Here is a 25,132-nt window from a genome sequence, read left to right on the forward strand (position 1 = left end):
CCTTGACCCTGGCGCGCTGCCGTCGGGATGCTCGGGGCAGCGCGCCAGGGTCAAGGTCACGCGGTGCAGCTCGGCCGACGCGGCCTGGACGGCAGCGGTGGCACCGGGGTTTTGCGCCCGTCTTCCGGGTGCGTGCGTTCCATGAGCCATGATCGCCTCCTCAGGTCAGGGCGACGGTCCGGTCGTCGACGGCGCGGACACCCGGGACCGACCAAGCCGCCCGCTCGGCCGCGTCGCGCTCGGCAAGCGACGAGACGGCACCCTCCAGGGTGACGCAATCTCCCTCGACCCTGATCGTGATCGCATCCGCGTCGAGCAGGGCGTGGCGCCGGAAAGCCTCCAGAATCTTGCTCCGGACCGCGCTCGGCCGCACCTCCGGCCGGACCTCGATGAGGTTCGACACCCCGACGACGCCGGACAGCTTGCGCACCGCAGCTTCCGCCTCCACCATCTGATACTGCCAGGGCACGGCCCCGGTCAGGGTGATCCAGCCCTTGGCGACGCGGACCTGGATGGCGTCCTTCGGCAGGTGCACCGACCAGTCGATGATCGCCAGGGCGCGTGCGGCGATCTGGTCGTCCATCACCTTCTTCGCCTGCGGGAAGCGGACCTCGATCTCCTGGGCGATGGCGCGCACGCCCTTCACCCGGCGTACCGCGCGCTCGGCCGCGACCTGCTCGGCGTAGCTGCCGACGTGGCCGGTCAGGGTAACGACGCTCTCCGCGACGGCGACGCCGATCTCGGCCGCGTCGAGGCTGGGATCGAAGTCGAGTTCGTCGAGGACGTCGCGGCGCAGATCCTTGTCGGTCATGGGCAAAGCTCCTCTGGCATGGCTCCTGGTGGCGCGGCTGTGTTCGCCGGAGTTTCTTCGAGAATTTGGACGAGCTACGGGGACGAGCCTTGATCCAGCGCAAGACCGACGCGGCTCTCCGCCCGGGCGAGCCCGGCGCATCGCTGCATCTTCCGGCGCAGCACGGAGACCGGCTCGTCGGTCCCCGCCGCCGCGAGTTCCACGGCCAGGCGCGCCAGGAGCGCCTCGTCGTCGAGGGGCACGGTCTGGGCAACGAAGGTATCGATGAAGTGTGAGGCCGCGTCGGGGCCGAGCGCCATCCGCTCGCAGGCCCAGCGCGCCAGGAGCCGGTTGCGCCGGGTGCGCTCCTGGAAGCGCTTGTCTTCCTCATGCACGAACTGGCGCTCGAAAGCCTGCTCGCGTTCGTCGAACGTCGTCATGACGACCTCCTCTTTCGGTTGCTGTGCGTGCGGGCCGGGCTGCTCAATCCTCGACGAGCCGGTGCATCCGGCCACGGCGCAGGCTGACCTTGCGTCCTCCGGTGCGCAGGAGCGCCCCCTCGGCTTCCAGCTGGGTGATCGTGCGCGATACGGTCTCGATGGTCAGCCCGAGGTAATCGGCGATGTCGCGGCGGGTCATCGGAAGGTCGAAGGCGCCGGTCCCGCCCAGCCGTAGGTCGACGTCGAGCAGGAAGGCGGCGACACGCTCCAGCGCCGAGCGCCGCCCGAGCAGCAGCATATGGTCCTGGGCTTGGCGCAAGGAGCGGGTGGCCAGGCTCCAGAGCTGGCAGGCGACCTCCGCGCGATGGGTGGCGATCCGCTCGACCTGCCGCCGCTTGAAGATCAGGACCCGGGTCCCGGACAAAGCCTCGGCGCTGTGCCGATGGGCCTCGCCCGGCTCGAAGCCGAACAGGTCGCCGGGCAGGTGGAAACCGGTGATCTGGCGCCGGCCGTCGCTCAGAACCTTGTGGGTGCGAACCGCGCCCTGCATCACCCGGTAGACGCTCTCCGCCTCCTCGCCCTCGCCGAAGATCTCCTCCTCGCGGTCGTAAGCCGCAGGAGTGCCGATGAGTTCGGGGCAGGCGGCGAAGAGGCCAGGGCCGTCGGCGGTTGTCACCGGCGCGCGGGAGCCCACGAACGGGCGTGAAGCAGGGGGCAGGACCGTCTCTCGCGACATCTTTCCGCTCCTCATCGCGTTGGATGAGGGTGAGAGTGGCCGGAATATTGTCCTGAAGACATTCCGGTCCGGCGCTTAAGCGGACCTGCTTAAGGACAACTACGTAGGCCTGACAGCCATGCCCAAGCGGTCGCAGAACGGCGCAAGCCCCCCTGGAAGCGGCAGGCGGAGCAATCGCATCCGGACCTTGTGCCGAAGCAACAGCATGCGGATTGCTTCAGCGAGCGGGCAGGCCGTGTCGGAAAATCTCCCTGCGTAGCCGGTGATGCTGCTCCAGTTCTTCGGCCAGCGCCTCAACCAACACAGCTGGCAGGCGAACATCGCCGCTATCCTCAAGCAGCTCAATCAGCCGGCGCAGCGTCGCGATATGACCTTCAAGATCACAAATTTGTTGCTCGATATGAGCAATGAATATCCAGGCTGGTTGGGACATGGCTGACACACAAGGCAAATGCAGTCTAGTCTCGCAAGTCATTGGCAACTCAAAATTTTTTGTCGTAAAATCGATCATCCTAGAACGCGAGAGCTGGCGATCTCGATAGCCAGGTGTTGACCGGCAGGTGCCCGGTTCGCATCCGCAATCATCCCGGCGCGGTACAGATAGCTGCTGTCGAAATGTGCGACGTTGCGGAGGGCCGCAAAATCGGGAATCGTCAACTTCTGGCGTTTCCATGTTATCAGGCCAGAAGCTCGTAGATCCTGCAATGTTCTGTTCACGTGCACGGTCGAAAGACCAACCGTTTCGCCGAGATCCTCTTGTGTCAGCGGCAAAACGCAGTTGCCCTGTTCGGCCAGACCGACTGCACGCATGCGGAGGACAATCTCACAGAGCAGATGGGCGATGCGCTCCCGGGCCGTGCGCAGGCCGATGTTCGCTGTCCACTCCCGCTGGATGGCGGCGGTGGTGAGCATGTCGAGCCAGAAGGCGCGCGCAATGGAGGGGGACCTTTCCATAGCTGACAGGATGTCCTGCCCATCGATCCGGGCGATGCGGACCGACGCCAGTGCGCGAACAGAGTAATTGTTGACACTCGGGAAGACGAGCGGTGTATTACACATGTCTCCGGGAATCAAATATGCGATGATCTGCCGGCGCCCATCCTCGATCTGCTTGTAGCAGCAGGCCCACCCATCCAGGATCACGCTGACCTGTCGGAGCGTGGCTCCCTCGTCGAGAATGTCCTGATCTGCGCGGAACCATACGACGTCGCGAACGAGGCACCTCAGCAGCTCTCTGTCGCTCGCCGAGAGACCGGCGCTATGATCGAGCTTGCGGATGAGGTGGTGTGGCATGACCGGCCTCGACGTTGCGCCGAGAGGATGTGTGTCTCAACGTATCCATGCGTTGATCTAAAACAAATTATGCTCCTTGGCTTACCTCTGCCAGACGATATCGGTCGGGACGGCCCAGCCGCGGTGAGCGCTTGCGCTGGATCAAGGCGCCCGGCGCAGGCCCCATCAGGCTTGACCTCCAGCCGGAGCGGGGAAAGCGGGTCTCGCCCTCCCGGGCCCGCCCTGGGCCGCTCCGCGAAGAGCCGCCGCGCCCGCGAAATCCCGCGGCGGGCTGCCTGGCCGGGGCAGGCTGGGAACGAGCGCCGTTCGCAAACCGGGATCATGCCACGACCACTCGCCGTCACGTCGATCCTCGGAAGGCCGGCGCGGTATGACCGGCCGCGAGGTAGTCGACAAGCGCCTCGAAGGCGAGCGGCTTGTCGATGAGGGGCACGCCGGCCTCTCGCGCGCGGGTGCGGATGCGCGGGTTGGGATGGCCGGTGATCAGGATGACCGGAACACGGGCGTCGATGTCCCGCAGGCGCTGGCAGACTTCGAGCCCGTCCATCCCAGGCATCACATGGTCGAGGAGCACGCAGAGCGGACAGGGGCCGGGGAAGGCCGACAGGAGCTCGAACCCGCTGGCGAACGTCTCCACGCGGTGACCTTCGCTTTCGAACAGAAAGCGGGTCGAGTGCAGGACCGCCGGGTCGTCGTCGACGACGTAGATGGGGGGAGCGCTCACCATGGGACCGGCCGTGTGGATCGAGGCGCGGATGCGAGATCCGACCATCGATGGCCCGACGGCAGCCCGCCTTGACCTGCCTCAAGCGGGTCAGGCGAGGCCGGCCAGCACCGCCCGGCGCACCAGGTCCTGGAGGCTAGCGGCCTGCGTCTTGGCCATTAGCTTTGCCCGGTAAATCTCCACGGTACGTGGGCTGATGTCGAGGGCGCGGCCGATCTCCTTGCTGGTCGCGCCGGTGACCAGGCGGTCGAAGACCTGACGCTCCCGCTCGCTGAGCGTCTCGATGCGCTGCAGGAAGTCCTGCACGGTCGGATCGGCCGCCGTGGCGGCGCTGCCCGGCGACAGGGCATGGCGCAGGGCCCGCAGGAGCACCTCGTCGTCGAACGGCTTCTCGATGAAGTCGCAGGCTCCACGCTTCATCGCCTCCACGGCGAGCGGAACGTCGCCGTGGCCGGTCATCACGACCACCGGCAGGGTGTTTCCGGTCTCGCGCAGGTGTCGGATGAGGTCGAGGCCGTCGAGGCCGGGCATGCGGATGTCGGTCAGGACGCAACCCGAGACCAGGGTCGCGAGCCGCTCGAGCAGTGCGGTCCCGCTCTCATAGAGGCGCACGGCGAAGCCGGCGGTCTCGAGCAGGAAAGCGAGCGAGTCCCGCATGGCGGGGTCATCGTCCACCACATGCACCAGCTCAAGCCCCATGGTCCGGCTCCTCTTGACCCGGCTTGTCTTGTCCTCCCTTCTCTTGCCGCGCCGCCGGCAAGGTCAATCGGAAGGTGGCGCCGCCGGCCTCGTTGCGCTCAACCTCCAGGCGGCCGCCATGTGCCTCGCTGATGGTGCGGCAGATCGAGAGCCCGACGCCCATGCAGCCCGGCTTGGTGGTGACGAAGGGCTGAAACAGGCGCGCAGCCACATCCTCGGCGATGCCGGGCCCCGTATCCGAAACGGCGATCTCGACCCTGTCGGCAGTGAGGGGCCGCGTGGCAATGCCGAGTTCACGGCGCGGGCCCTGCGCCATGGCCTCGCGGGCGTTGCGGATCAGGTTGATCAGGACCTGCTGAATCTGCACCCGGTCGGCGAGGACCGAGCCGACCCGGCGGTCGAGCGCGAGGCGCAGAACGACGCCCTGCTCGCGGGCGCCGACCATGGCGAGCGCGCAGGAATCCTCGATCAGTCGCACGACCGGCTCGATGCGCCGCTCGGTCTCGCCCCTCGCCACGAAATCCCGCAGCCGGCTAATGATCTGACCGGCTCGCAGCGCCTGCGCGGCGACCTTGTCGAGGACGTCCACCGCCGTGGCGACGGTGGCGGGATCGGGATGGGCGAGGAGGCGGCGACAGCCCTTGGTGTAGTTGGCGATGGCGCCGAGCGGTTGGTTGAGCTCGTGGGCGAGCGTCGAGGCCATCTCGCCCATCGCGCTCAGGCGCGAAACGTGGACGAGCTCCGACTGGAGTTCCTGCAGCCGGGCCTGGATCCGATGGTACTCGGTGAGGTCGTTGATGAAGCCGGTGAAGAAGACCTGCCGGCCCGAGCGCATCTCCCCGATGGCGAGCTCCATCGGGAAGGTCGAGCCGTCGCGCCGGCGTCCCGTCACCACCCGGGTGGTACCGATGATGCGGCGCTCCCCCGTGCGGTGGTAGCGGGCGAGGTAGCCGTCATGCTCGGCTCTCATCGGCTCCGGCATCAGGATCCGGACGTTCTGACCGATCGCCTCGTCGGCCGCATAGCCGAACAGGCGCTCGGCGGCGGCGCTGAAGGAGTGGATCAGGCCGGCCTCGTCGATGACCACCATCGCGTCCGGCACGGTGTCGAGGATCGAGCGGAGATGTGCCTCGCGGGTGCGCAGATCCTCCTCGACCCGCTTCTGCCCGTCGATGCTGACGACGATGCCGCGGTGCCGGCAGGGCCGGCGATCCGCATCGAGCAGGACGCGCCCGCGCGAGCGCAGCCAGCACGCCTCCCCGCTGGGATGGACGACGCGGTAGTCGATCTCATAAGCGCCGCCCTCCCGCAGCGTGCGCCCGATGGCGTCCGCCCGGGCGCGGCGATCGTCGGGATGCACCAGATCCTGCGTCGCGGCAAAGGACGTCAGCCGCTCGGAGGGAACCCCGAAGAGGCGGCAGCACGCCGAGGACACGGTGATCCGGTGCGTCGACAGGTCCAGCGACCAGATGCAGACGCCGACCTCGTCCAGGGTGTGGAGGAGCTCGTCGCTGCTGAGGAGGTCGGCGCCGCCTGGATCCGCCGGCATTGGGCCGACCTGGTCGATCATCGGTTCAGTCCGGAAGCGGGGGTCCCAAGCCCATACCATCGAGCAGTATCGCTTCGTGGGCCCGGCTTGTGGCTATCATTTGCTAACGGTAGGATTTCGACGGGATCCCTTCCACCTCGTAACCGTTTCACAGGCCGGCGGAGCCTGCGCCGGTAGCTGACTGTGCTTGCAGAGCACACCATACTATTGCCGAGTATATTGATCGAGACATTCGCTCCACCGGGCGCGCGTGCAGCGGGAAGGCAGCGACGCGATCGGCACGCGATGACGATATTCGAATGAGAATAAGTCAGCCGGATTGACCCTGGGAAATTCTATGTTCGCTATCGAACTGTCGAGGGAGCGGCGTGATCGGCCGCCTTCGCGCGGCGCGGCATCCAAGCACTGGCAGGCCTAAGCAGCGGCGTGGGCCGATTCCGACGCAGGCAGCAGGTCCGTCCTCGTCGCTCCGCCGCGGACCGCAGGCTCCACGCCAGGTAGCGCGAGACGAAGTCGCACCGTCGTTCGGCCTCCACATCGGTACTTCCTGTCGATCAACAGCGCCGCCCGGGCGCTGGACGGGACGACGTGTCCCGAATTCCTTCGCGCCGCATTCCCTGACCGCGCCCAGGTCTGTGCAACATCAATCGTCATGACGCTGTTTCCGATCGCCTCTCGACGCAATCACAGCGTATTCCACAGGCTCCAGATAATAAAATTTGATATCTATTTCATATTCATTCACTGGATGTGTGATTTCACTTGAGAGATCGCAGGATAGTAATACCTCATGACGAACAAAGATACCTCCGTAGACGGCCTGATTAGCCTGGCGACCAGCATCGTGTCGGCCTATGTGACCAGGAACAGCCTCCCCGCTGCGGATCTTCCGACGCTGATCACCGCGACGCACGCGGCGCTCGGCAGGCTCGGCGCTCCGGCGGAACCGGAGCCAATCCGCCCGGAGCCTCCCGTGCCGATCAGGAAGACGGTGGCTTACGATTACATCATCAGTCTAGAAGACGGCCGGAAGTACAAAGCCTTGAAGCGCCATCTCAATGGCCGCGGCCTGACGGTCGAGGAATACAGGCGAAAGTGGGGATTGCCGCCCGACTATCCGATGGTCTGTGAGGCCTATGCCAAAACCCGGTCCGATCTTGCCAAGAGCAACGGACTCGGGCAGTCGCCCCGCGCAGGAGCGCGGTCGCGGTGACGTTCGTCGCCCGGATCGTCCCGCTCCGTCGCATCGGTCCGGGCCGCTGACCGGATGGGTCGGCGTCGAGGCGTGACCGTTCAGACGCCGGCCTCAAGCTTGCGCAACTCGGTGCCGCCGACGCGCCGCATTCACCCGCCAAGCATCGATCGTCACGCACCGACCGATCCAGCGCCTAAGGACGCGACGATGCCGCCCGACGACCCATCCGCCATGCCGGACGACGATCGCCCCTCCGTCCTCGCCCATGACAGGTTCCTCGTGAGGCGCGAGGCTTTCGTTCACCTGTCGCTGAAGGACAGGTTCCGGCTCATACACGACCACAACCTCTGGGGAGCGGAGACCTCGGCATCGGGCCTCGGCTCGGAGGCGGACGCCACCCGGGCGATCCGCGACGGGCTGCCCGGCCTCCTCGCCGGATTGAACATCGCGACGCTTCTCGATGCGCCATGCGGCGATGCCGGCTGGATCACGCACGTCGATCTCGGCGGCATCCATTACATCGGCGTCGACATCGTGGCCGACCTCATCGCCCGGAATATGAGCGAGCATCCGCCCGGGTTCGAATTCCACGCCGCCGACATCACGCGGGATGCGCTGCCCAAGGCCGACGCCGTCCTATGCCGTGACTGCCTCGTCCATCTGAGCTTCGCGAATATCGAGAGGGCGCTGGCGAATTTCAGACGATCCGGCGCGCGTTGGCTCGTCACGACGACGTTCACGCAGTGGCAGCACAACCGAGACTGTGAGGACGGCGATTGGCGCGCCCTCAATTTCGTGCGCGAACCCTTCACCTGGGGACCCCCGGCGCGGCTCTTGAACGAGCACTGCGACGAAGGCGGCGGCGGATGGCGCGACAAGAGCCTTGCGGTGTGGGATCTCGCCACGACCGTCCGGCCGTGAGGGACGCAGCAACGGTGCTGAGGCCTCGATGAGGTGGAGCGGCCGCGATCCCGGACACGTCGGCGCGCCTCCACAGCGGCCAGCCTTGAGCGAGATCAAGGCCGGCGATCCTGAGCCGGTCGAAAACCGGGGCGGCGGGTCCCGCCGCCTCCAGGATCTTCCTCGAGAAGCACACGATGGGGAGCACACGGTTCGGCCCGTCCGCCCTCGTCTCCACGACCGCATGTATGGCCCAACGGGCAAGAGGGGCGTGCACCCTGGGGCTTCGAAGACGGAGTCGATCATGACCATCAAGCGACGGATCAACGGACCATGCGTCGTCGCGTGTCTGCTTCCGGTGGTATGGTCGCCGGCAGCGCTCGCCTTGTCCGGACCGGCGGCCGTCACGCCTGCGGCGACGGGGGACGACCGTGTCGTCCTTGCCCGCGGCTTCGGCTGGGGCGGGCGCCACCAGGTTCACCGCGAGCGCAAAGACCGGTCGTCGAAAACCGCTCGGCAGACCACCGAGCGATAGCCGGGCGGCTTGAGCCGCGTGGCGAGGGTCACGTCCTCTTTCTGCAGCCCGACCGTCGCGCCCGACACGCCGACCTTCGACAGGCCGGTGCGCAAGATCGCCTACCCGGCGATGAAGGTGGAGCGGCCCGCCGTGCAGCTCTGCTTGGCGCAGCAATCGGTGAAGAGCATGCCCTCGCGGTCGATGTCGGGCGTGCGGTACTCCACTGGGTCGAAGGTGGAGGTGCTGATGTTAAATTAACCGATATCGTCGCCGACCATAGTCAGGATGTTCACGGAGAGGATGTTCACGGGCAGGATGTTCACGGGAGAGTCCGGCCGCCCGGTCCGGCGCCGTCTCGGGCGCCGGGGCCGGCTGCCTCCCGCCTCGCTCGGCATCGCCTTGCCGGCCCAGGCGGCGTAGGCCGCGGCATCGGCGTAGGCGATCTGCACCACCGGATGGTCATCGAGGCCGGTGATCGAGGAGCCGGGCCGAGCGGGCGACGCTGATGGGCGCCGGGCCGAAAGCGCCACCAGCAGCGATCGGGACGGGTCGCGCGCGACATCGCTCGCTCCTCGGCGCCGGTGATACCGGTCGGGGTCGAGCGGCTCTCACTCGGCAGGGGCCGGCGGCGCCATCCCGGCGACCTGGACCGGGGGTTCCTCGCTCATTGCGCGATACAGGACACCGCCGAGGACACCGCCGACGATCGGCGCCACCCAGAACAGCCAGAGCTGCGCGAGGGCCCATCCGCCGACGAACACGGCCGGGCCGGTCGAGCGGGCCGGGTTGACCGACAGGTTGGTGATCGGGATGCCGACGAGGTGGACGAGGGTCAGGCAGAGCCCGATCGCCAGCGGCGCGAAGCCGACCGGCGCCTTGCCGTGGGTCGCCCCCATGATGACGAACAGGAACATCATGGTCAGCACCACCTCGGCGAGGAGGCACGACATCAAGGAGTACTGCCCGGGCGAGTGCTCGCCGTAGCCGTTGGCCGCGAAGCCCTTGGCGAGGTCGAAGCCGGGCGCGCCGGCGGCGATGGCGTAAAGCAAGGCCGCCGCGACGAGGCCGCCGGCGACCTGCGAGACCACGTAGGGCGCGATGTCGTGGGCGGGAAACCGGCCTCCGGCGGCGAGGCCGCAGGTCACCGCCGGGTTGAGGTGGCAGCCGGAGATGTGGCCGATGGCATAGGCCATGGTGACGACGGTGAGGCCGAAGGCGAGCGCGACGCCGAAGAGTCCGATCCCGACCTGCGGAAAGCCGGCGGCGATGACGGCGCTGCCGCAGCCGGCGAAGGTGAGCCAGAAGGTGCCGATTGCTTCAGCGGTGCATTTGCGGATGTCCATGGCGGCCTCCCTCGGACGGGTGGGCCGGTCGCGGAGCGCGGCGGATGACGATGCAGCCCGTCGCCCGCAGCCGTCGTGATCGGCATGGTAGGAGAGCACCGGCCCGGCGGGTTTGAGAGAGATCAATGCGCGGCCGCAGGATGCCGCGCCGCGTCCGCGCGAGGGAGCCGGGCAGCGTGGAGCGTATCCCTTGGCGTCGATGGTGCGGGGGGCGGAGTGTCAGCGGGCGCCGTGCTCGCCGCGCACTCCCGGCATCAGCGTCGGATGCGCGACCGCGACGATGCCGTTGGCGTGGAAGGCCCGCTGCACCGCCGCCAGCACGGCCCTGCGGATCGCGAACTGGCGCCCGGCGCGCGCCTTGAACTTGCCCCGGATGATCAGCGTCCCGTCCTCGACCGCCGCGATGCCCTGGCTCTTGAACGGCTCCAGGAGATCCGGGCGCAGCTCCGGATCGGCCTCAAGGTCCCGGCCGATCTGCTTGAACAGCCGGCGCACCGTCTCGACGTCGGTGTCGAAGGCGACCCGGAAGGCCAGCTTCTCGATGACCCAGTCGCGGCTGTAATTCTGCACCTTGCCGATCTGGCCGTAGGGGATCGTGGCGAGCGCACCCCGCGGGTGGCGCAGCGAGACCGAGCGGATCGAGATCTTCTCGACGCTGCCCTTGGCGCCGGCGGTCTCGATGTACTCGCCGAGGCGGAAGGCGTCGTCGGCGAGGAAGAACAGGCCTGACACGACGTCCTTGACGAGGGATTGCGAGCCGAAGCCGATGGCGAGGCCGAACACCGACAACCCGGTGACCAGGGGCCAGACGTTGATCCCGAGGGCCAGGAGGATCGACAGGACGGCGAGCGCGGCGAGCCCGGCCTTGGCCGCCCCACCGAGGAGCGGCAGCACGGTGCCCAGGCGCGTCCGCGGCGCTTCCTCGGCCCCCTCGGCCCCGGGTTCCACCCGCACCCCCCGCTCCTCGGCGAGGAGCCGGCCGGCCGCGACGCCGATGACGTTCCACAGATAGGCGGTGGCGAGCGCGATGGCGGCGATCTCCGCCAGGATCCGGGCCAGCGTCCCGATCTCGATGCCGAGACCCAGGGCGGCGGGCGCTCCCCACAGCGCGGCGAGCGCCGCGCCGATCACTGCGGCGAGCGCCATCCGGGCCGAGCGGCGGGCCGCGACGGCAGTAGCCGGGACGGTATTGGCGTGGAATCCGCGCTCGGCCCAGGCTGCGATCCGCCGGTCGAGATGCGGCCAGGTCAGGACGAGGATCAGCGTCGCCAGGGTCGCGAGCGGCGGGAGGGGACGCCCGAGGGTCATCGCCACCTGCGAGGCTCCAACCGTCACGCCGACGACGGCGACGGCGATTACCGGCCAGCACCGAGCGAGGAGGCGCCGTGCGCCGCTGCGCGGGCGCGGACGGGCGAGCGCGGCCGCGAGCGGCCGGCCGGAGCGCACATAGGCGCCGGCGATCAGACCGGCCGTCGGCAGCGCGACGAACGCGGTACCGACGAGATCGCGCAAGCCGCTTCCCGCATCCCAGAGCGCAAGGGTCCTCAGCAGGGCGATGCCGCCGAGCGCCCAGGCTACCGCCGTCGCCAGACCATGGACGAGCGGGACGAGCCGCTTGCAGCGCGAGGCCGAGGATGCCTCCAGGATCGCCCCCCGGATCAGCGACGCGGCGAGCCCGACGAGCGGGACGACGAGGGCCCAGTTGCGGAGGGAGCGGCGAGCGGCCTCGGCCTCCCCGGCGACGAGGGCGGCGACGACGAGGCCGGCTCCTAGGGAAGTGGCGCTGGGGACGAGGCGGCGCAGGATCCGTCTTCCCCGTACCCCGCCTGCATGGCCGAGGGCGCGGGCGCTCACCCGGTCCGCCGCGAGCCCTGCGACGACCACGGCTGCGATTGCCGAGAGGAACGGCAGCGGCGACCAGCCGGCGGCGGCGAGGGCGGACAGGATGCGATCGAGGTCGGCGCCGGCCGCCCCGATCCGGTCGAGGCGCGCCAGAAGACCGTCCGAGACCGCCGCCACGGCGCGGTCCACCGGCTCGATCACCGCCTCGGACCAGTCGGAGCGCGCGGAGGCGCCACGGCCCTCCGCCGTCATGAGGATCAGGGCCAGACAAGCCGAGGCCGGAAGGCCAGTCGGACGCGAGCGGCGGCGATCGAACACGGCAGGGATGTCCCGTCTCGCAAGGCCCCGTCGGCCCAGGATCGTACTGCGACCGGCGGAGATCTCATCTTGATCCACATCAACGCTGCATCGTCAATATCGAGCACACAATCCCAACCATTCCCACTGTATCGGCCGTATTTCGCGGTCGAAAACGACGATGGAGGGGACAGATGAGCGGTTCGGCAATCTTCGATCGCCCGCATCTCGGTGCGGGGCGTGACCGCGGATGGTTCATCGCGATCGGCTGTGCCCTGCTCCTCCTCGGAGCCGCGGGCCTGTTCATGGTCACGACGCTCACGCTCGCGAGTACGCTGTGGTTCGGCATTCTGTTGATCGTCGCCGGCGCCGTCGAGATCGTCGAGGCTCTCGGGCGGCCCGAGGCTTCCGAAGCCTTGAGTTCCCGCATCGGACGATTCCTGGCCGGCCTGATCTATCTCCTGGGCGGGCTCGCCGCGGTATTCCGGCCTCTCGAAGCCTCACTCGCCCTCACGCTCGTCCTCGGGGCGACCCTGATCGCCTCAGGGTTGGCGCGCGCAATCTGGGCCTTCGCCCACGAGGTGCGGACGTCCCGCGCCGCCGTGATCCTCTTCGCCGTGCTATCGGTGCTGCTGGGCGCCGCCATCATCGCGAAGTGGCCGTATTCCGGCTTGTGGGCGATCGGGCTGTTCGTCTCCTGCGACCTCTTGGGCACCGGCCTGTCGTGGCTCGGGGTCGGTCTGTTCGGCGAGGCGCAGACCTCGCCGGCCCTGTCGCGGTGAGACGGGTCTGCTCGGCGTCGCGAGCGAAGGCTCCGCCGAATGTCTGGTCAAGACGCAGTCCGGCCATCCGGGCTCCGGCCAGGGGGGGGACGGCTTTGCGGTCCAAACAGGGAGTGAAAGCCATGGGATCGATGACAAGGGACTTGCCGTCGCGCCGTGCCGTCCTCGCGACCCTCTCGTCCGCCGCCATGGCGGCCGCCGGCCTCGCGGTCGCGGCGAGCACCGCCAGCGCCGCGGTCCCGAACGTGGGACCGGTCAGCGCGCCGGACGGCGACCGGCTCGTGCAGGAGGCCCAGGCCGTCATCGTCGCCCCGCGCCGGCGCCGGCGCGTCTGCTGGTGGCGGAGAGGACGCCGGGTCTGCGCGTGGCGCTGACGGCTTCCGCCGATCGCCTTGGAGCCGGTCGACTGGGCGCCGACGGCTCGGCGCTGATGGAGCTGGCACCGATCGAGCCGGGTCCTCCGGCTCGTCTCGCCTGGAACGGAGAGGGCCGATGTCGACGAGACGCGCATTCATCAAGGCGCTGCCGGGCGTGGGAGCCGCCTTCTCCTTCGCCGGCAGCGCCGTCTGGGGCGAGGGCGCCGCCCTGGCGCGGGACGACGGGGGCTCCTCCCCCGCCTTCGCCGGCCACGTCCATCCGCAGGGCAAGCCGCCCTCCGCCTTCACCCGGGAGGTGCTGCGCCGGGCGAGGACCGCCCTCCCCTTCGCCGACGAGCGTGACTTCGCCGAGCAGCGCAAGGGGCTGATCGCCCCGATGACCGCGATGACCATCCCGGCCGATGCCGGTCATCTGGCCTGGGACATGCGGCAGTTCCGGTTCCTCGACGAAGAGGACGCATTCGACAGCATCCATCCGTCCCTGCTCAGGATCTCGCGGCTCAACAACAATTACGGCCTCTACGAGGTCGTCCCCGGCCTCTACCAGGTGCGCGGCTTCGACCTCTCCGACCTCACCTTCGTACGGGGGAGAACCGGGTGGATCGTGTTCGATCCGCTCGTCAGCAGGGAGACGGCACGAGCCGCCTGGACGCTGTTTCAGGACCATGTCGGCGGGGGCCGGCCGATCTCGGCGGTGATCTACTCCCACACCCACGGCGACCATTGGGGCGGCGTGCGCGGTATCGTCGAGGAGGAGGACGTGCGGTCGGGCCGCGTGCCGGTGATCGCGCCCGCCGGCTTCATGGCCCACACCGTGGCCGAGAACGTCTATGCCGGCAACGCCATGAACCGGCGCCTGTTCTACCAGTACGGGCTGCTCCTGCCCGCGGGTCCGCGCGGCTATGTCGGGCAGGGGCTGGGCCAGCGCGTCTCGGCCGGGGCGAGCGGGCTGATCGCCCCGACGCGCCACGTCGAGAAACCGATCGAGGAATTCGAGGTCGACGGCGTCCGGATGATCTTCCAGAACACGCCGGACACCGAAGCGCCCCGCGAGATGAACACCTACCTGCCGGAGATGAAGGCGCTGTGGATGGCGGAAAACGTCATCGCGTCGCTGCACAACATCTATACGCTCAGGGGCGCGCCGGTGCGTGACCCGCTCAACTGGTCGAAATACATCAACGAGGCGCTCTACCGTTTCGGCCGCGAGGCCGAGGTGATGCTTGCCTCGCATCATTGGCCGCGCTGGGGCAACGCGCGGATCCAGGAGGTCTTGCGGGCCCAGCGCGACCTCTACGCCCACATGAACAACCAGGTGCTGCACCTCGCCAACCAGGGCGTGACGATCAACGAGATCCACACCGTCTACGAACTGCCGAAGAGCCTGCAGCAGACCTGGCATTGCCGCGGCTATCACGGCTCGCCGCAGCACAACAGCCGCGGCGTGATCCAGCGCTACCTCGGCTTCTGGGACTGCAACCCAGCGACGCTCATCCCGCTGCCGGCCTCCGAGACTGCGCCGCTCTACGTCGAGATGATGGGGGGAGCGGAAGCGATCCTCGCCCGCGGCCGGCGCCTGCACGACCAGGGACGGTATCTCCTGGCGCAGGAGATCGTGAACACGCTGGTCCAGGCCGAGCCGCACAACCGGGCCGCGAAGGATCTGCTCGCCGACATCTTCGAGCAGATCGGCTACCAGCAGGAGAATCCCGGCCTGCGCAACAGCTTCCTCTCCGGGGCCTACGAGCTGCGCTCCGGCATCCCCGAAGGCGAGACGGCGAATTCGAGCAGCCCCGACGTGGTGCGGGCGATGACGACAGAACTGTTCCTGAACTTCCTCGGCATCCGCATGGACAGCCGGAGGGCGGAGGGCCTGCGCTTCACCATCAACCTCGTCACGCCGGATAACGGCGAGCGGTTCGTGATCGAGATGGAGAACGCGACGCTGACCAACCTCGCCGGGTTCCAGGCCGAGAACCCGGACCTGACCCTGACCATCGATCGGGCGGACCTCGAGCGGACGATGACCGGCGAGAAGACCCTGGAGGCGCAGATCGCCGACGGGACTGCGACGGTCCAGGGCGATGCCGGGGTCCTGGCGCAGCTCGCGGCCACCCTGGTCGCGTTCGATCCGCGCTTCGAGATCATGCCGGGGACCAAATCGGGTGAGGCGCGCCAGCGGACGGTCTTGGACGCGTACCGGGCCGAGCCCTGCGCGGCGATCGCCGAGTAGGAGGCTCAGCCGTCGTCGTCCACCCGTCATCTTGCACCCGCGGTCTTGGCGGTCGCGTCCGCCTCGCCCGTGCCGTCCCCGGAAGGCTGCGACGACGGGGTGTCCCGCACGAGGATCATGGTCCGATGTCGAGCAGCGGCGTCACCTCAGGGGAGTCGGTGAAGGAGCCGGTCCCGATCGATCTCGCCCTGCAGGGCGGAGGGGCGCACGGGGCCTTCACCTGGGGCGTCCTCGACCGCCTCCTGCAGGAACCGCGGCTGCGGATCGACGGTATTTCCGGAACCTCGGCCGGAGCCATAAACGCGGCCTTCCTCATCGACGGGTATGAGCGGGGTGGGCGTGAGGGCGCCCGCGCCGCACTCCTGGCCTTCTGGGACAACGTCTCGCGTGCGGGCGCGCTAAGCCCGCTTCGGCGCAGCCCGCTCGACGTGATGCTCGGCCGCTGGACCCTCGACCACTCGCCGGCGTTTCTCGCCGGCGATCTGATGACGCGCGTGTTCTCCCCCTACGACCTCAATCCGAGAGGGTTCAATCCGCTCGCGCGCATCCTGGCCTCGACCCTGGATTTCACCGGCATCGCGCGCAGCGCGATCAGGCTCTTCGTCACGGCGACCAACGTCCATACCGGACGCGGCCGGGTGTTTCGCAACGAGGAGATCACCGCGGAGGTGCTCCTGGCCTCGGCCTGCCTGCCGACGATGTTCCAGGCCGTCGAGATCGAGGGTGCGCTCTACTGGGACGGAGGATATTCCGGCAACCCGACGATGACGCCGCTGGTGCGCGAGTGCGCCTCGCAGGACACGATCATCGTCCAGGTCAATCCGGTCGTGCGGTCCGGCTCGCCGCGCTCGGCCCGAGAGATTCTCAATCGGCTCAACGAGGTCTCGTTCAACGCGGTCCTGCTCAAGGAGCTCAGAATGATGGCCGTGCTGCGGCAGGTCGCGCCGGCCGACGAGACAGAGGGAGCGAGATGGGCCGCGATGCGTATGCACCGCATCGCGAGCGACGTCGTGGCGGACCTCGGCTCCTCGTCGAAGCTCAATGCCGAATGGGCGTTCCTGACGATGCTGCGGGACGAGGGCCGTCGCTGCGCTGAGGCCTTCCTGACCAGCCACGGGTCGGATCTGGGCCGGCGCTCGTCGTTCGATCTCGACCAATTGCTCGACGGGGTGTGAGTCCGCTTGAGCTGGATCAAGGCCGCCGGCTCCCGGCAGGGCGATCCATGGCGTCGAGCCCAGCCCGGAGACGATCCATGTCGATGCCCGCTCCCTCACCGCTCGCCGCCTTCCGCGACATCCTCGTCGGCACCATCGTGGAGGACGAGCGCGACCGGGTCTCCCCGGCCGTCGGGTACGGGCTCTCGCTGGCGGAGGCGGCGGGCGCCCACGTGACGATCCTGTCGTCCTCGTGGTGCCTCGTCGGAACCGACGCCTGGCTCCAGGGGACCGCCGACCCGGGCATCGGGGTTGTCGACCGCCGCCTCGACGCCCTGGCCCGGGCCTATGCCGAGAACGCGGCCGGCGCGGCGGCGCAGGCGGGCCTCGTCTGCACCTGGGAGACGCCACGCCTGCCCTATCCCGAGGTGGTACACCGGCTGGCGGCCGAGGCGCGGCTGCACGACCTGACGGTCCTCGACCTCGATCCGCGTAGCGAGATCCTCTCGCGCGAGACGGTCGAGGCGGCGCTGATCGGGAGCGGCCGGCCGGTCCTCGCCGTGCCACGCTCGCACCAGGCCTTCGCCGGGCGGCGGATCCTCGTGGCCTGGGATAGCAGCCTGCAGGCGGCCCGCGCCGCCAACGACGCCATGCCGCTCCTGCGCGCCGCGGGCGCGGTCGAGATCGTCTCGGTCGGCGACGCGGACGACCTGCTCACGACGATGCCGGGGGCCGAGTTCGCCCGCCACCTCGCGCGGCACGACGTCGCCGTCACGGTCAGCGACCTGCCGCAGGACGGCAGCATCGCCGACACGCTCCGCAGCCATGCCGGCCTGGTGCGGGCCGACCTGATGGTGATGGGAGCCTACCGCCATTCCCGCGCGCGGGAATTCGTCTTCGGCGGCGTGACCCGCTCGCTCCTCTTGGACGCGCCGGTCCCGCTGTTCCTCGCGCATTGAACAAGGAGGTTTGTCATGATCCGGAAGCCCCCGCCCCCTACGGCATCGGTCCGGACGGCGCGCAGGCGCAAGGCCATCCGGCAGACGCTCAGACCCGCCGTCGCACCGACGCGGTCGCCCCCCGAGGAGGAGGCCCCGGTCCCGCCGGTCGCGACGGACGACCTCGCGCCGTTCGACGAGAGCGACTTGCGCGCCCTGAGATCCGGGTGGCACTTCGTGGAGTAACCCACGATCGGGTCTCCAGCGCCGTCGCCGGGATCGGCCGGTAGAGCCGACGTCGCGCGCGCCGGGATCGGCATCAGGCCGCCGGCAATCCGGGTTGGGACCCACGATCCGGCCCCGAGAGGGCCCGCATGGCGTTCAGGATCACGGCGACGTCGATCGCCTCCTGCAAGAGCGCGCCCTGCACCGGCGTGAGCGCGCCGAAGGCCGCCGCGACCATCCCGGCGAGCGAGAGCCCGAGCCCGACGAGCACGCTCTGGAGCGCGATGGCGCGCGAGGCCTTCGCGATGCGGATGGCCTCCGGAAGCGGCGCTAGGCTGTCGACGAGGAGGACCACATCGGCGGCCTCCGTGGCAGCGGCGGCGCCCCGGGCGCCCAGAGCCACGCCGAGATCCGCAGCCGCGAGTGCCGGCGCGTCGTTGATCCCGTCGCCGACCATCATCACCGGCCCGCGCAGCCGCTCCTCGAGGACGACCTTCGTCTTGTCCGCCGGGTCGAGGTCGGCAGCGACCGCATCGATCGGGAGCCCCGCCGTGAGCGCCTCGGCGAGGTTACGCCGGTCCCCCGTCGCCAGCACCACCCGGGCGATGCCGCTGTCCCGAAGGGCGGCCAGGATGGCGGCACCGTCGCGGCGCAGCGGATCAGCGAAGGACAGGATCGCCGCCGGCCGGCCGTCGACCGCCACCAGGACCGTGGCCGACGCAGCCTGCCCGTCCGCGTCGGAGCCAGTGGAGGGAAAGGCGATTCCTTGCGAGCGCATCAGGCGCGGCCCGCCCGCGCCGACGCGCCGGCCCTCCACCAGCCCGATCACGCCGTCTCCCGGAACCTCGGTCACCGCCGACGGCGTAGCGAGGCTCAATCCCTGCGACTTCGCCTCCTCGACCAGGGCCCGGGCGATCGGGTGGGCCGAGGCCTGATCGAGGGAAGCTGCCAGCCGCAGGGCTTCCCCTTCGCCGAAGGGTGGCAGCGCCGCGACGGCCCGCAGGCGCGCCCGGCCGTGGGTCAGGGTGCCGGTCTTGTCGACCACCAGGATCTCCGCCTTGGCCATGGCTTCCAGGGCACCGCCGCCCTTAACGAGGACCCCGCACCGCGCCGCCCGCGACAGGCCCGAGACTAGGGCGACTGGCACCGCCAGGATCAGCGGGCAGGGTGTCGCCACCACCAGCACGGCCAGCGCCCGCAAGGAATCGCCCGACGCGGCCCAGGCCCCGCCGGCGAGGACGAGCGTGACGAGGAGGAAGACGATCGCGTAGCGGTCGGCGAGCCGCGCCATAGGCGCCTTGGCGGCTCGCGCCGCCTCGACGAGGCGCACGATGCCCGCATAGGTGCTCTCGTCCGCCCGCCGCTCGGCCACGAGCGTGAAGGCCTGGCCGACATTGAGGCTGCCGCTGAGCACGGCGGCATTCGCCGCGAAGGCGGCGGGCAGCGACTCGCCGGTGAGGCTCGACAAGTCGAGGACGGCGCGGCCCGCGGCGACACGCCCGTCGACCGGCAGGACGTCGCCGGCCCGCACCAGGATGCGGTCGCCCGGGGTGAGATCCGCCAGGGGAACTTCGCGCATGCGAGATGCGTCGGCACAATTTCCCTCTTCACGAAGGGCGGTGCGTGGCTGGCGCGCGATCAGGGCGGTCATCGCCCGGCTCGCCCGTCCGGCAGCGTAGGCCTCCAGCGCCTGGCCGCCGGCGAACATCAGCGCGATGACGGCACCGGCCAGGTGCTGCGACAGGGCGAGCGCCCCACCCATCGACAGGACGGCGACGAGGTCGAGCCCGACATCGCCCCGCGCCAGGCTCGTCGCCACCTGGACCAGCAGGACGGCGAGGACCGCCAGGGTGGCGAGGCTCCAGGCCAGGGCGGCGGCATCGGCGTGGCCGAGGGCTCGGGCCACGAGACCGGCGCTTAGCCCAAGGAGCGGCAGCGCCACGAGGCCGCCGCGCAGGGTCGCCGCCCATTCGAGCGTGGGCCTTCTGGCAGGAGCGTCGCCGGTGGCAGCACTGCCGACCATACCTTGCTCCGCGGGTGACCTCGTCATGGCCGTCGTCGCCTCCCTTGATCCGCCTGTCCAGACACGCACCGAAGACGGGAGCGGGGCCTTGCGCTGGATCAAGCGCAGGCCCGCGCGGCTGAGGCGGTCAACCTTTGAGCAGGATCAATGTCGGGCGACGACATCGGACCGAGGATCCCCGCATGACCCAACGGAGGGGGATTCCATGCTCGCACGTGACATAATGCACCGCGACGTCGTCACGGTGACGCCCGAGACGCCGCTCGGGGAGATCGCCCGGCTGCTGATCGAGAAGCGGTTCGGCGCCGTGCCGGTCACGGACGAGGCTGGCGTCCTTGTGGGGATCGTGAGCGAGGCCGACCTGCTCCACCGCGAGGAACTCGGCACCGAGCGGCGGCGCAACCGCTGGCTCGACGCCTTCGCGTCGATCGAGACGCTGGCGAACGCCTATCGGAGCGCCCGCGGCCAGCTCGCGCGCGACGTGATGGCCCGCTCCGTCGTGACTGCCAGCCCCGACGCCTCCCTAACCGAGATCGTCGAGTTGATGGAGCGCCGGCGCATCCGCCGGGTACCGATCGTCGAGGCGAGGCCCGACGGGAGCGAGCAACTCGTCGGGATCGTGACCCGCGGCGACCTCGTGCGGGCGCTCGCGACCCTGGTCCCGGCCTCCCCCGCCCCAATCACCGATCGGGCCCTCACCGACCGGCGCATCCGCGACATGCTGCTGGCCGAACTCGCCCGCCAGCCCTGGACCGACAAGGCCGAGGGCAACGTCACGGTGCTCGACGGCGTCGTCCATCTCTGGGGGGCCGTGACGAACGAGGCCGAGGCGAGGGCGCTGGTGACCGCGGCGGAGGGCATACCGGGGGTCGTCGCGGTGCGCGATCACACCTTCGTCGCCTACTGGGGCGCCGACCCGATCATGCTCTGAAGCCCGCTGGCGAGGGACGACCCATGGCATCGGAGACCGCGATGATCGTGCGCGACGTGATGACCCGCGAGGTCGCTTGCGTGCAGGCCGACGCCTCGATCGAGGCGGCCATCGCGCTGATGCTGGAGCGAAGGATCAGTGGCCTGCCCGTCCTCGACCGGGAGGGGACCATCATCGGCATCGTCACCGAGGGCGATCTCCTGAGGCGCCCCGAGCTCGGCACGGCCCCGCCGAAGCCCGGCTGGATCCAGTTCGTCGTCGATCCGGACCGCCTGGCGGAGACCTATGCGAGGGAGCACGGGCGTCACGTCTCCGACGTGATGACCCGCAGGCTCGTGACCGTCTCGCCCGACGCGACGCTCGCCGAGGCCGCCGAATTGATGGCGCGCCACCGTATCCGGCGCGTACCGGTCATGGAGCACGGACGGCTCGCCGGGATCGTCGCCCGGGCGGATCTCCTACGTGCCCTGCACGCGGCCCTGACGAGATCCCGCGCAACGCCGTCCCGAAGCGATGCCGAGATCCGCGCCGCCGTCGAGGCGTCCATCGTCGACACGGGCCTCTTTCCCGCAGGCCGAGTCATCGTCGCGGTCGCGGGCGGCGACGTCACCCTGCACGGCACCCTGACCGGCGAGCGCCAGCGCGCCGCTCTGCGGGCGGCGGCCGAGGCGGTACCCGGAGTGCGGATGGTCCGCGACGGGCTCGCCTGCGTCGACCCTCCTGCGGACCACGCCGCTTCCGCCGACCGATGACGGTCCGGGCTGCGGCGTCAGCGCCTGGTCAGCGCCTGACGATTTCCGTGCGGCGGCGATGCGTCCACCCCGCCCGGCGTGACGGCCATTCTCGGAGATCACCCTGCCGTCACGGCCACATCGGACGCGAACAGGAGACGATCATGACTTCCAGGACCACAGGTTCCGAGACGCCGCGGGTCTCCGGCTTCGGCGACATGTCCGCGCTGCTGACCACCGAATCCAAACTCTGGCGCAGCTTCGGCGTCGACTTGCCGCTGCGGCTCACCGCCGAGATCCTGACCTTCGGCAGTCGTCGCCTGCAGGCCCAGGCCGAGCACGTCGCGGCGCTCGGCCGCTGCGGCTCGCCCGCCGAGACGATCAAACTCCAGACGGACTTCCTGATGAAGACCTTCACCGACTACCAGCACGAGGCGGATACGCTCTCGCGCGACGTCGCCGTGCCCGGGAACGGCAAGACGAGCCGATCCGCGTCGGCCTGAGACGCCGGAGGCCGAGCCGATGGACGCGATGGTCCTGCGCCAGATCGGTGGTCCGCTGGTCCTGGAGACCCGGCCCGATCCGGTGCCGGACCCGGGCGAGGTCCGCATCCGGGTCGAAGCCTGTGCTTTGTGCCGCACCGACCTCCACGTCATCGACGGCGAGTTGCCGGACCTCCGCCTGCCGATCGTACCCGGCCACGAGATCGTCGGCCGGGTCGAGGCCTCGGGCGCCGGAGTGGCCGGGCCCGCGATCGGCGCACGGGTCGGCGTGCCCTGGCTCGGCCACACCTGCGGAGCTTGCGCCTATTGCGCGGCAGGCCGCGAGAACCTGTGCGACGCAGCCGGCTTCACCGGCTATACCCGCGACGGGGGCTTTGCCACCCACGTGCTCGCCGCGGCCGCCTTCACGATCCCCTTGAGCGAGACGGCCGACCCGGTGGCGACGGCCCCGCTCCTCTGCGCCGGGCTGATCGGCTGGAGGACCCTGCGGATGGCCGGCGAGGCAGCCAGGATCGGGCTCTACGGCTTCGGCGCGGCGGCGCACATCGTTGCCCAGATCTGCCGCCACCAGGGACGGGCGGTCTACGCCTTCACCCGGCCGGGCGACCTCAAGGCGCAAGGTTTCGCCCGCGACCTCGGTGCCGCCTGGGCCGGGGATTCCGGCACCTCGTCGCCGGTGGCGCTCGACGCCGCACTGATCTTCGCGCCCGACGGCGCCCTCGTCCCGGCGGCGCTTCGCGCGGTGCGCAAGGGCGGCAGCATTGTCTGCGGCGGGATCCACATGAGCGACATCCCGGCCTTCCCTTACGCGCTGCTCTGGGGCGAGCGGCGGGTCCTGTCGGTGGCGAACCTCACGCGGGAGGATGCGAGGAGCTTCTTCGCCCTGGCGCCACGGGTGGGCATCATCACCCGGACCCGGGTGTTTCCCCTCACGCAAGCCGAGGCGGCCATCGCCGCGCACCGGTCCGGGATCGAGGGAGCGGCGGTGCTCGTGCCGTGAGCGCCGCCGCGGAGCATCGGCCCTCACGCCGCCTTGATCTCGATCGCCTTCGGGGTGACGGCGGCGGTCTTGGGCTTCGGCAGCTTCAGGGTCAGGACCCCTTTGTCCATCCGGGCGTCGATCTCGTCCGGCTTCGTGCCGGGCGGCAGCTCGATCGTGCGCGAGAAGGCGCCGTAGCTGCGCTCCGTCACCTTGCGAGCACCATTGGTCTCCTCCTTCTCCTGGCGCTTCTCGCCGCGGATCAGGAGCAGGTCGTCGGCGAGTTCGATATGCACGTCGCCGCGCTCAAGGCCCGGCAGCTCGGCCGTCACCTCGACGTGGTCGCCCCGCTCGATCACATCCATCCGCGGGAACGGTCCGGCCTGGAGGAACCCAGGCATCCCAGACCAGACCTCGCCCAGCATCCGGTCGATCTCGCGCTGGAACGGAAACGCCACCGGCAGCGCCCGCTCGGACGCATCGCTGCTGCGATCGCCAAAGGCGAGGAGGGATTTGAGGTTCATGGCGGTCTCCCTGTTCGAGGCCGGCCCGGAGGAGCCGGCAGGATCGACAGAAGGCCACCCCCTTGATGCGCCCGCGTTGAGGTGCATCAACGGCATCGCGTCAGCGCGACATCAGCACCGGGACGGTCATCGAAGCGAGGATCGTCCGGCTCGTCCCACCGAGGATCGCCTCGCGCAGGCGCGAATGGCCGTAGGCGCCCATCACCAGGAGATCGGCGCCGCGGTCTGAAACGTGCGAGAGCAGCGCCTCGCCCACCGGGACCCCGCCGGGGATGACCTCGAACGTCGCCTCGATCCCGTGCCGGGCGAGGTGACGGATCGCGCGCCAGCGCGTCGCCTCCGGCACCGGCTCGTCGGTCACGCTGACGAGCTCGACGCGCGCCATGCGGCGCAGGAGCGGCAGCGCGTCGCCCAAGGCCCGCGCCGCGGGCGCGCTGCCGTCCCAAGCGACGACCGCGCAGGCGAGCCCGGGCGGCGTCTCCTGGACATAGGGCACCGTCAGCACTGGTCGCGCGCCCTGGAACAGCAGGGTGTCGAGATAGGCATCGGCCGGCTTGGGCACGGTCTCGTCGGCCTGCTCGATGACCGCGAGGTCGCTCAAGTGCACGAAGCCGGCGAGGCGTAACGGGGCGAGCGGGGCCGAGGTGCAGATCGCGCTCGTCTCGCAGGGGAGCCCCGCCTCCCGGGCGGCACTGGCCACAGTCTCGACCGCCGCGGCGGCCTGCTCGCGCGCATCCTGCTCAGCGGCCACGACCAGATCGTAGCGGATCTCGGATTGCGCGAAGGTCTGGAACGGCACGAGCGGCAGGACGCTCACGGCCGAGACGGTCGCATCAAGCATCGCCGCGAGCTTGACCCCGTACGGCGCGGCGCGGCGGCCCACCCCGTCGACGACGATTGTCAGATCCTTGATCACGGCTGGTCTCCCGCTGCTGGAACCCGGTGAGGATCCGCCTGGTGGGGAGGCGCCACCTTGATCCAGCGCAAGCGGGCGCCGCGGGACTTGATCCGCCTCAAGGCGCTGATGGGCCGAGCGGGCTAGTGAGCGCTCGTGGGGGGCCTCTCGCCGAGGGTTCGCCCCCGCTCCCCAGGGGCGACGGCATGCCGACAGGCCTGCGCACGGACACGGCCGACCTCGCCCGACCCCGGCGGCAGGACCCGCCCGACGCCGCCGGCCCAGCCCCACGCCGCGCGGTGCGAAATCATACGGCGCCTTCCCTGCTCGCCTTCATCTGGCGCGAGAGCGCGCTGGAGCAGGTCGGGCTGGCGCTGCTGGCGGTCGCGGTGTTCCTGGCCGGCCTCGCGCCGATCGAGCTGCAGCGCCGCGCCGTGGGCCTGGCCGTGCGCGGCGCGGATCCGCATCCGCTTCTCGGACTCGCCCTGCTCTACGTGCTGGCGGCCGCCAGC

Annotated in this window: 24 protein-coding genes and 3 pseudogenes; 13 read left to right on the top strand and 14 right to left on the bottom strand. The window is 69.8% G+C overall.

The window, feature by feature from the left end:
* Nucleotides 1-160 precede the first annotated feature (160 nt).
* From VQ03_RS25185 to VQ03_RS25195, 3 genes are all read right to left on the bottom strand, one after another.
* Nucleotides 161-811, bottom strand: a complete 651-nt coding sequence (locus VQ03_RS25185) for a BON domain-containing protein (RefSeq protein WP_048453657.1) — start codon at nucleotides 809-811, stop codon at nucleotides 161-163.
* Nucleotides 812-885: 74 nt separating this feature from the next.
* Entirely contained in the window at nucleotides 886-1,230 is a 345-nt protein-coding gene (locus VQ03_RS25190) for a DUF1476 domain-containing protein (RefSeq protein ID WP_048453658.1), read from the bottom strand.
* A 43-nt stretch (nucleotides 1,231-1,273) separates the two neighbouring features.
* Nucleotides 1,274-1,966, bottom strand: coding sequence for a helix-turn-helix domain-containing protein (locus VQ03_RS25195; protein ID WP_048453659.1), 693 nt, complete (start codon nucleotides 1,964-1,966; stop codon nucleotides 1,274-1,276).
* A 265-nt stretch (nucleotides 1,967-2,231) separates the two neighbouring features.
* Between VQ03_RS25195 and VQ03_RS33310 the strand changes: the two genes are divergently transcribed.
* Complete coding sequence (locus VQ03_RS33310) at nucleotides 2,232-2,405, top strand: hypothetical protein (protein WP_157064250.1); 174 nt, start codon at nucleotides 2,232-2,234, stop codon at nucleotides 2,403-2,405.
* A 68-nt stretch (nucleotides 2,406-2,473) separates the two neighbouring features.
* Here VQ03_RS33310 and VQ03_RS25200 read toward each other — a convergent pair whose 3' ends face one another.
* From VQ03_RS25200 to VQ03_RS25215, 4 genes are all read right to left on the bottom strand, one after another.
* Complete coding sequence (locus VQ03_RS25200) at nucleotides 2,474-3,259, bottom strand: Crp/Fnr family transcriptional regulator (protein WP_048453660.1); 786 nt, start codon at nucleotides 3,257-3,259, stop codon at nucleotides 2,474-2,476.
* Nucleotides 3,260-3,599: 340 nt separating this feature from the next.
* Nucleotides 3,600-3,986 carry a response regulator transcription factor gene (locus VQ03_RS25205; protein ID WP_048453661.1) on the bottom strand — a complete coding sequence of 129 codons (387 nt, stop codon included), beginning with the start codon at nucleotides 3,984-3,986 and terminating at the stop codon, nucleotides 3,600-3,602.
* Between the two features lie 87 nt (nucleotides 3,987-4,073).
* Nucleotides 4,074-4,682 carry a response regulator FixJ gene (fixJ, locus tag VQ03_RS25210; protein WP_048453662.1) on the bottom strand — a complete coding sequence of 203 codons (609 nt, stop codon included), beginning with the start codon at nucleotides 4,680-4,682 and terminating at the stop codon, nucleotides 4,074-4,076.
* Nucleotides 4,672-6,252, bottom strand: coding sequence for a PAS domain S-box protein (locus VQ03_RS25215; protein WP_048453663.1), 1,581 nt, complete (start codon nucleotides 6,250-6,252; stop codon nucleotides 4,672-4,674). Before VQ03_RS25215 ends, fixJ begins: the two co-directional genes overlap by 11 nt.
* Nucleotides 6,253-7,021: 769 nt before the next feature.
* On the opposite strand from VQ03_RS25215, the gene VQ03_RS25220 reads away from it, so the two are divergent.
* Nucleotides 7,022-7,444 (top strand): Ros/MucR family transcriptional regulator, encoded by a 423-nt coding sequence (locus VQ03_RS25220; protein WP_048453664.1) that lies wholly within the window; start codon nucleotides 7,022-7,024, stop codon nucleotides 7,442-7,444.
* A gap of 189 nt (nucleotides 7,445-7,633) precedes the next feature.
* Entirely contained in the window at nucleotides 7,634-8,347 is a 714-nt protein-coding gene (locus VQ03_RS25225) for a class I SAM-dependent methyltransferase (protein WP_245292190.1), read from the top strand.
* Nucleotides 8,348-8,857: 510 nt separating this feature from the next.
* On the opposite strand, the pseudogene VQ03_RS33315 reads toward VQ03_RS25225, so the two are convergent.
* The 4 genes and pseudogenes from VQ03_RS33315 to VQ03_RS25245 all read right to left on the bottom strand — a co-directional run.
* A pseudogene (locus VQ03_RS33315) lies at nucleotides 8,858-9,254 on the bottom strand (arylsulfatase); the annotation flags it as partial.
* A pseudogene (locus tag VQ03_RS33320) lies at nucleotides 9,224-9,375 on the bottom strand (SUMF1/EgtB/PvdO family nonheme iron enzyme); the annotation flags it as partial. The pseudogenes VQ03_RS33315 and VQ03_RS33320, both read right to left, overlap by 31 nt.
* 76 nt (nucleotides 9,376-9,451) lie before the next feature.
* A complete protein-coding gene (gene aqpZ, locus VQ03_RS25240) occupies nucleotides 9,452-10,186 on the bottom strand; it encodes an aquaporin Z (RefSeq protein WP_048453668.1) in 735 nt (244 codons plus the stop codon).
* Nucleotides 10,187-10,405: 219 nt separating this feature from the next.
* The gene (locus VQ03_RS25245) at nucleotides 10,406-12,280 is read right to left on the bottom strand and encodes a mechanosensitive ion channel family protein (RefSeq protein ID WP_048453681.1); all 1,875 of its coding nucleotides are present in this window, start codon (nucleotides 12,278-12,280) and stop codon (nucleotides 10,406-10,408) included.
* Between the two features lie 239 nt (nucleotides 12,281-12,519).
* Here VQ03_RS25245 and VQ03_RS25250 point away from each other — a divergent pair, with 239 nt between their 5' ends.
* From VQ03_RS25250 to VQ03_RS25270, 5 genes are all read left to right on the top strand, one after another.
* Complete coding sequence (locus VQ03_RS25250; protein ID WP_048453669.1) at nucleotides 12,520-13,107, top strand: HdeD family acid-resistance protein; 588 nt, start codon at nucleotides 12,520-12,522, stop codon at nucleotides 13,105-13,107.
* A 143-nt stretch (nucleotides 13,108-13,250) separates the two neighbouring features.
* Complete coding sequence (locus VQ03_RS25255) at nucleotides 13,251-13,481, top strand: hypothetical protein (RefSeq protein ID WP_245292191.1); 231 nt, start codon at nucleotides 13,251-13,253, stop codon at nucleotides 13,479-13,481.
* 118 nt (nucleotides 13,482-13,599) lie between these two features.
* Nucleotides 13,600-15,717, top strand: coding sequence for an alkyl/aryl-sulfatase (locus VQ03_RS25260; protein ID WP_048453670.1), 2,118 nt, complete (start codon nucleotides 13,600-13,602; stop codon nucleotides 15,715-15,717).
* A 125-nt stretch (nucleotides 15,718-15,842) separates the two neighbouring features.
* A complete protein-coding gene (locus VQ03_RS25265) occupies nucleotides 15,843-16,892 on the top strand; it encodes a patatin-like phospholipase family protein (protein WP_048453671.1) in 1,050 nt (349 codons plus the stop codon).
* Nucleotides 16,893-16,969: 77 nt separating this feature from the next.
* Nucleotides 16,970-17,830, top strand: coding sequence for a universal stress protein (locus VQ03_RS25270; protein WP_048453672.1), 861 nt, complete (start codon nucleotides 16,970-16,972; stop codon nucleotides 17,828-17,830).
* Nucleotides 17,831-18,128: 298 nt separating this feature from the next.
* On the opposite strand, the gene VQ03_RS25280 is transcribed toward VQ03_RS25270, so the two are convergent.
* Nucleotides 18,129-20,057 (bottom strand): heavy metal translocating P-type ATPase, encoded by a 1,929-nt coding sequence (locus VQ03_RS25280; protein WP_048453674.1) that lies wholly within the window; start codon nucleotides 20,055-20,057, stop codon nucleotides 18,129-18,131.
* 205 nt (nucleotides 20,058-20,262) lie between these two features.
* On the opposite strand from VQ03_RS25280, the gene VQ03_RS25285 reads away from it, so the two are divergent.
* The 4 genes from VQ03_RS25285 to VQ03_RS25300 all read left to right on the top strand — a co-directional run bounded on the left by VQ03_RS25285 (nucleotide 20,263) and on the right by VQ03_RS25300 (nucleotide 23,222).
* Nucleotides 20,263-20,988, top strand: a complete 726-nt coding sequence (locus tag VQ03_RS25285; RefSeq protein ID WP_048453675.1) for a CBS domain-containing protein — start codon at nucleotides 20,263-20,265, stop codon at nucleotides 20,986-20,988.
* Between the two features lie 23 nt (nucleotides 20,989-21,011).
* Nucleotides 21,012-21,740 (top strand): CBS domain-containing protein, encoded by a 729-nt coding sequence (locus VQ03_RS25290; RefSeq protein ID WP_245292192.1) that lies wholly within the window; start codon nucleotides 21,012-21,014, stop codon nucleotides 21,738-21,740.
* Between the two features lie 143 nt (nucleotides 21,741-21,883).
* Entirely contained in the window at nucleotides 21,884-22,222 is a 339-nt protein-coding gene (locus tag VQ03_RS25295; RefSeq protein WP_048453676.1) for a phasin family protein, read from the top strand.
* A gap of 19 nt (nucleotides 22,223-22,241) precedes the next feature.
* Nucleotides 22,242-23,222 carry a zinc-dependent alcohol dehydrogenase family protein gene (locus VQ03_RS25300; RefSeq protein WP_048453677.1) on the top strand — a complete coding sequence of 327 codons (981 nt, stop codon included), beginning with the start codon at nucleotides 22,242-22,244 and terminating at the stop codon, nucleotides 23,220-23,222.
* 23 nt (nucleotides 23,223-23,245) lie between these two features.
* Here VQ03_RS25300 and VQ03_RS25305 read toward each other — a convergent pair whose 3' ends face one another.
* Together VQ03_RS25305 and VQ03_RS25310 are read right to left on the bottom strand one after the other, a co-directional pair.
* Nucleotides 23,246-23,725, bottom strand: a complete 480-nt coding sequence (locus tag VQ03_RS25305) for an Hsp20/alpha crystallin family protein (protein WP_048453678.1) — start codon at nucleotides 23,723-23,725, stop codon at nucleotides 23,246-23,248.
* A gap of 100 nt (nucleotides 23,726-23,825) precedes the next feature.
* Complete coding sequence (locus tag VQ03_RS25310) at nucleotides 23,826-24,641, bottom strand: universal stress protein (RefSeq protein ID WP_048453679.1); 816 nt, start codon at nucleotides 24,639-24,641, stop codon at nucleotides 23,826-23,828.
* 185 nt (nucleotides 24,642-24,826) lie between these two features.
* On the opposite strand from VQ03_RS25310, the pseudogene VQ03_RS25315 reads away from it, so the two are divergent.
* Nucleotides 24,827-25,132: pseudogene (locus tag VQ03_RS25315) on the top strand (hypothetical protein); the annotation flags it as partial.

This window comes from Methylobacterium tarhaniae (genome assembly GCF_001043955.1).
GTDB lineage: Bacteria > Pseudomonadota > Alphaproteobacteria > Rhizobiales > Beijerinckiaceae > Methylobacterium > Methylobacterium tarhaniae.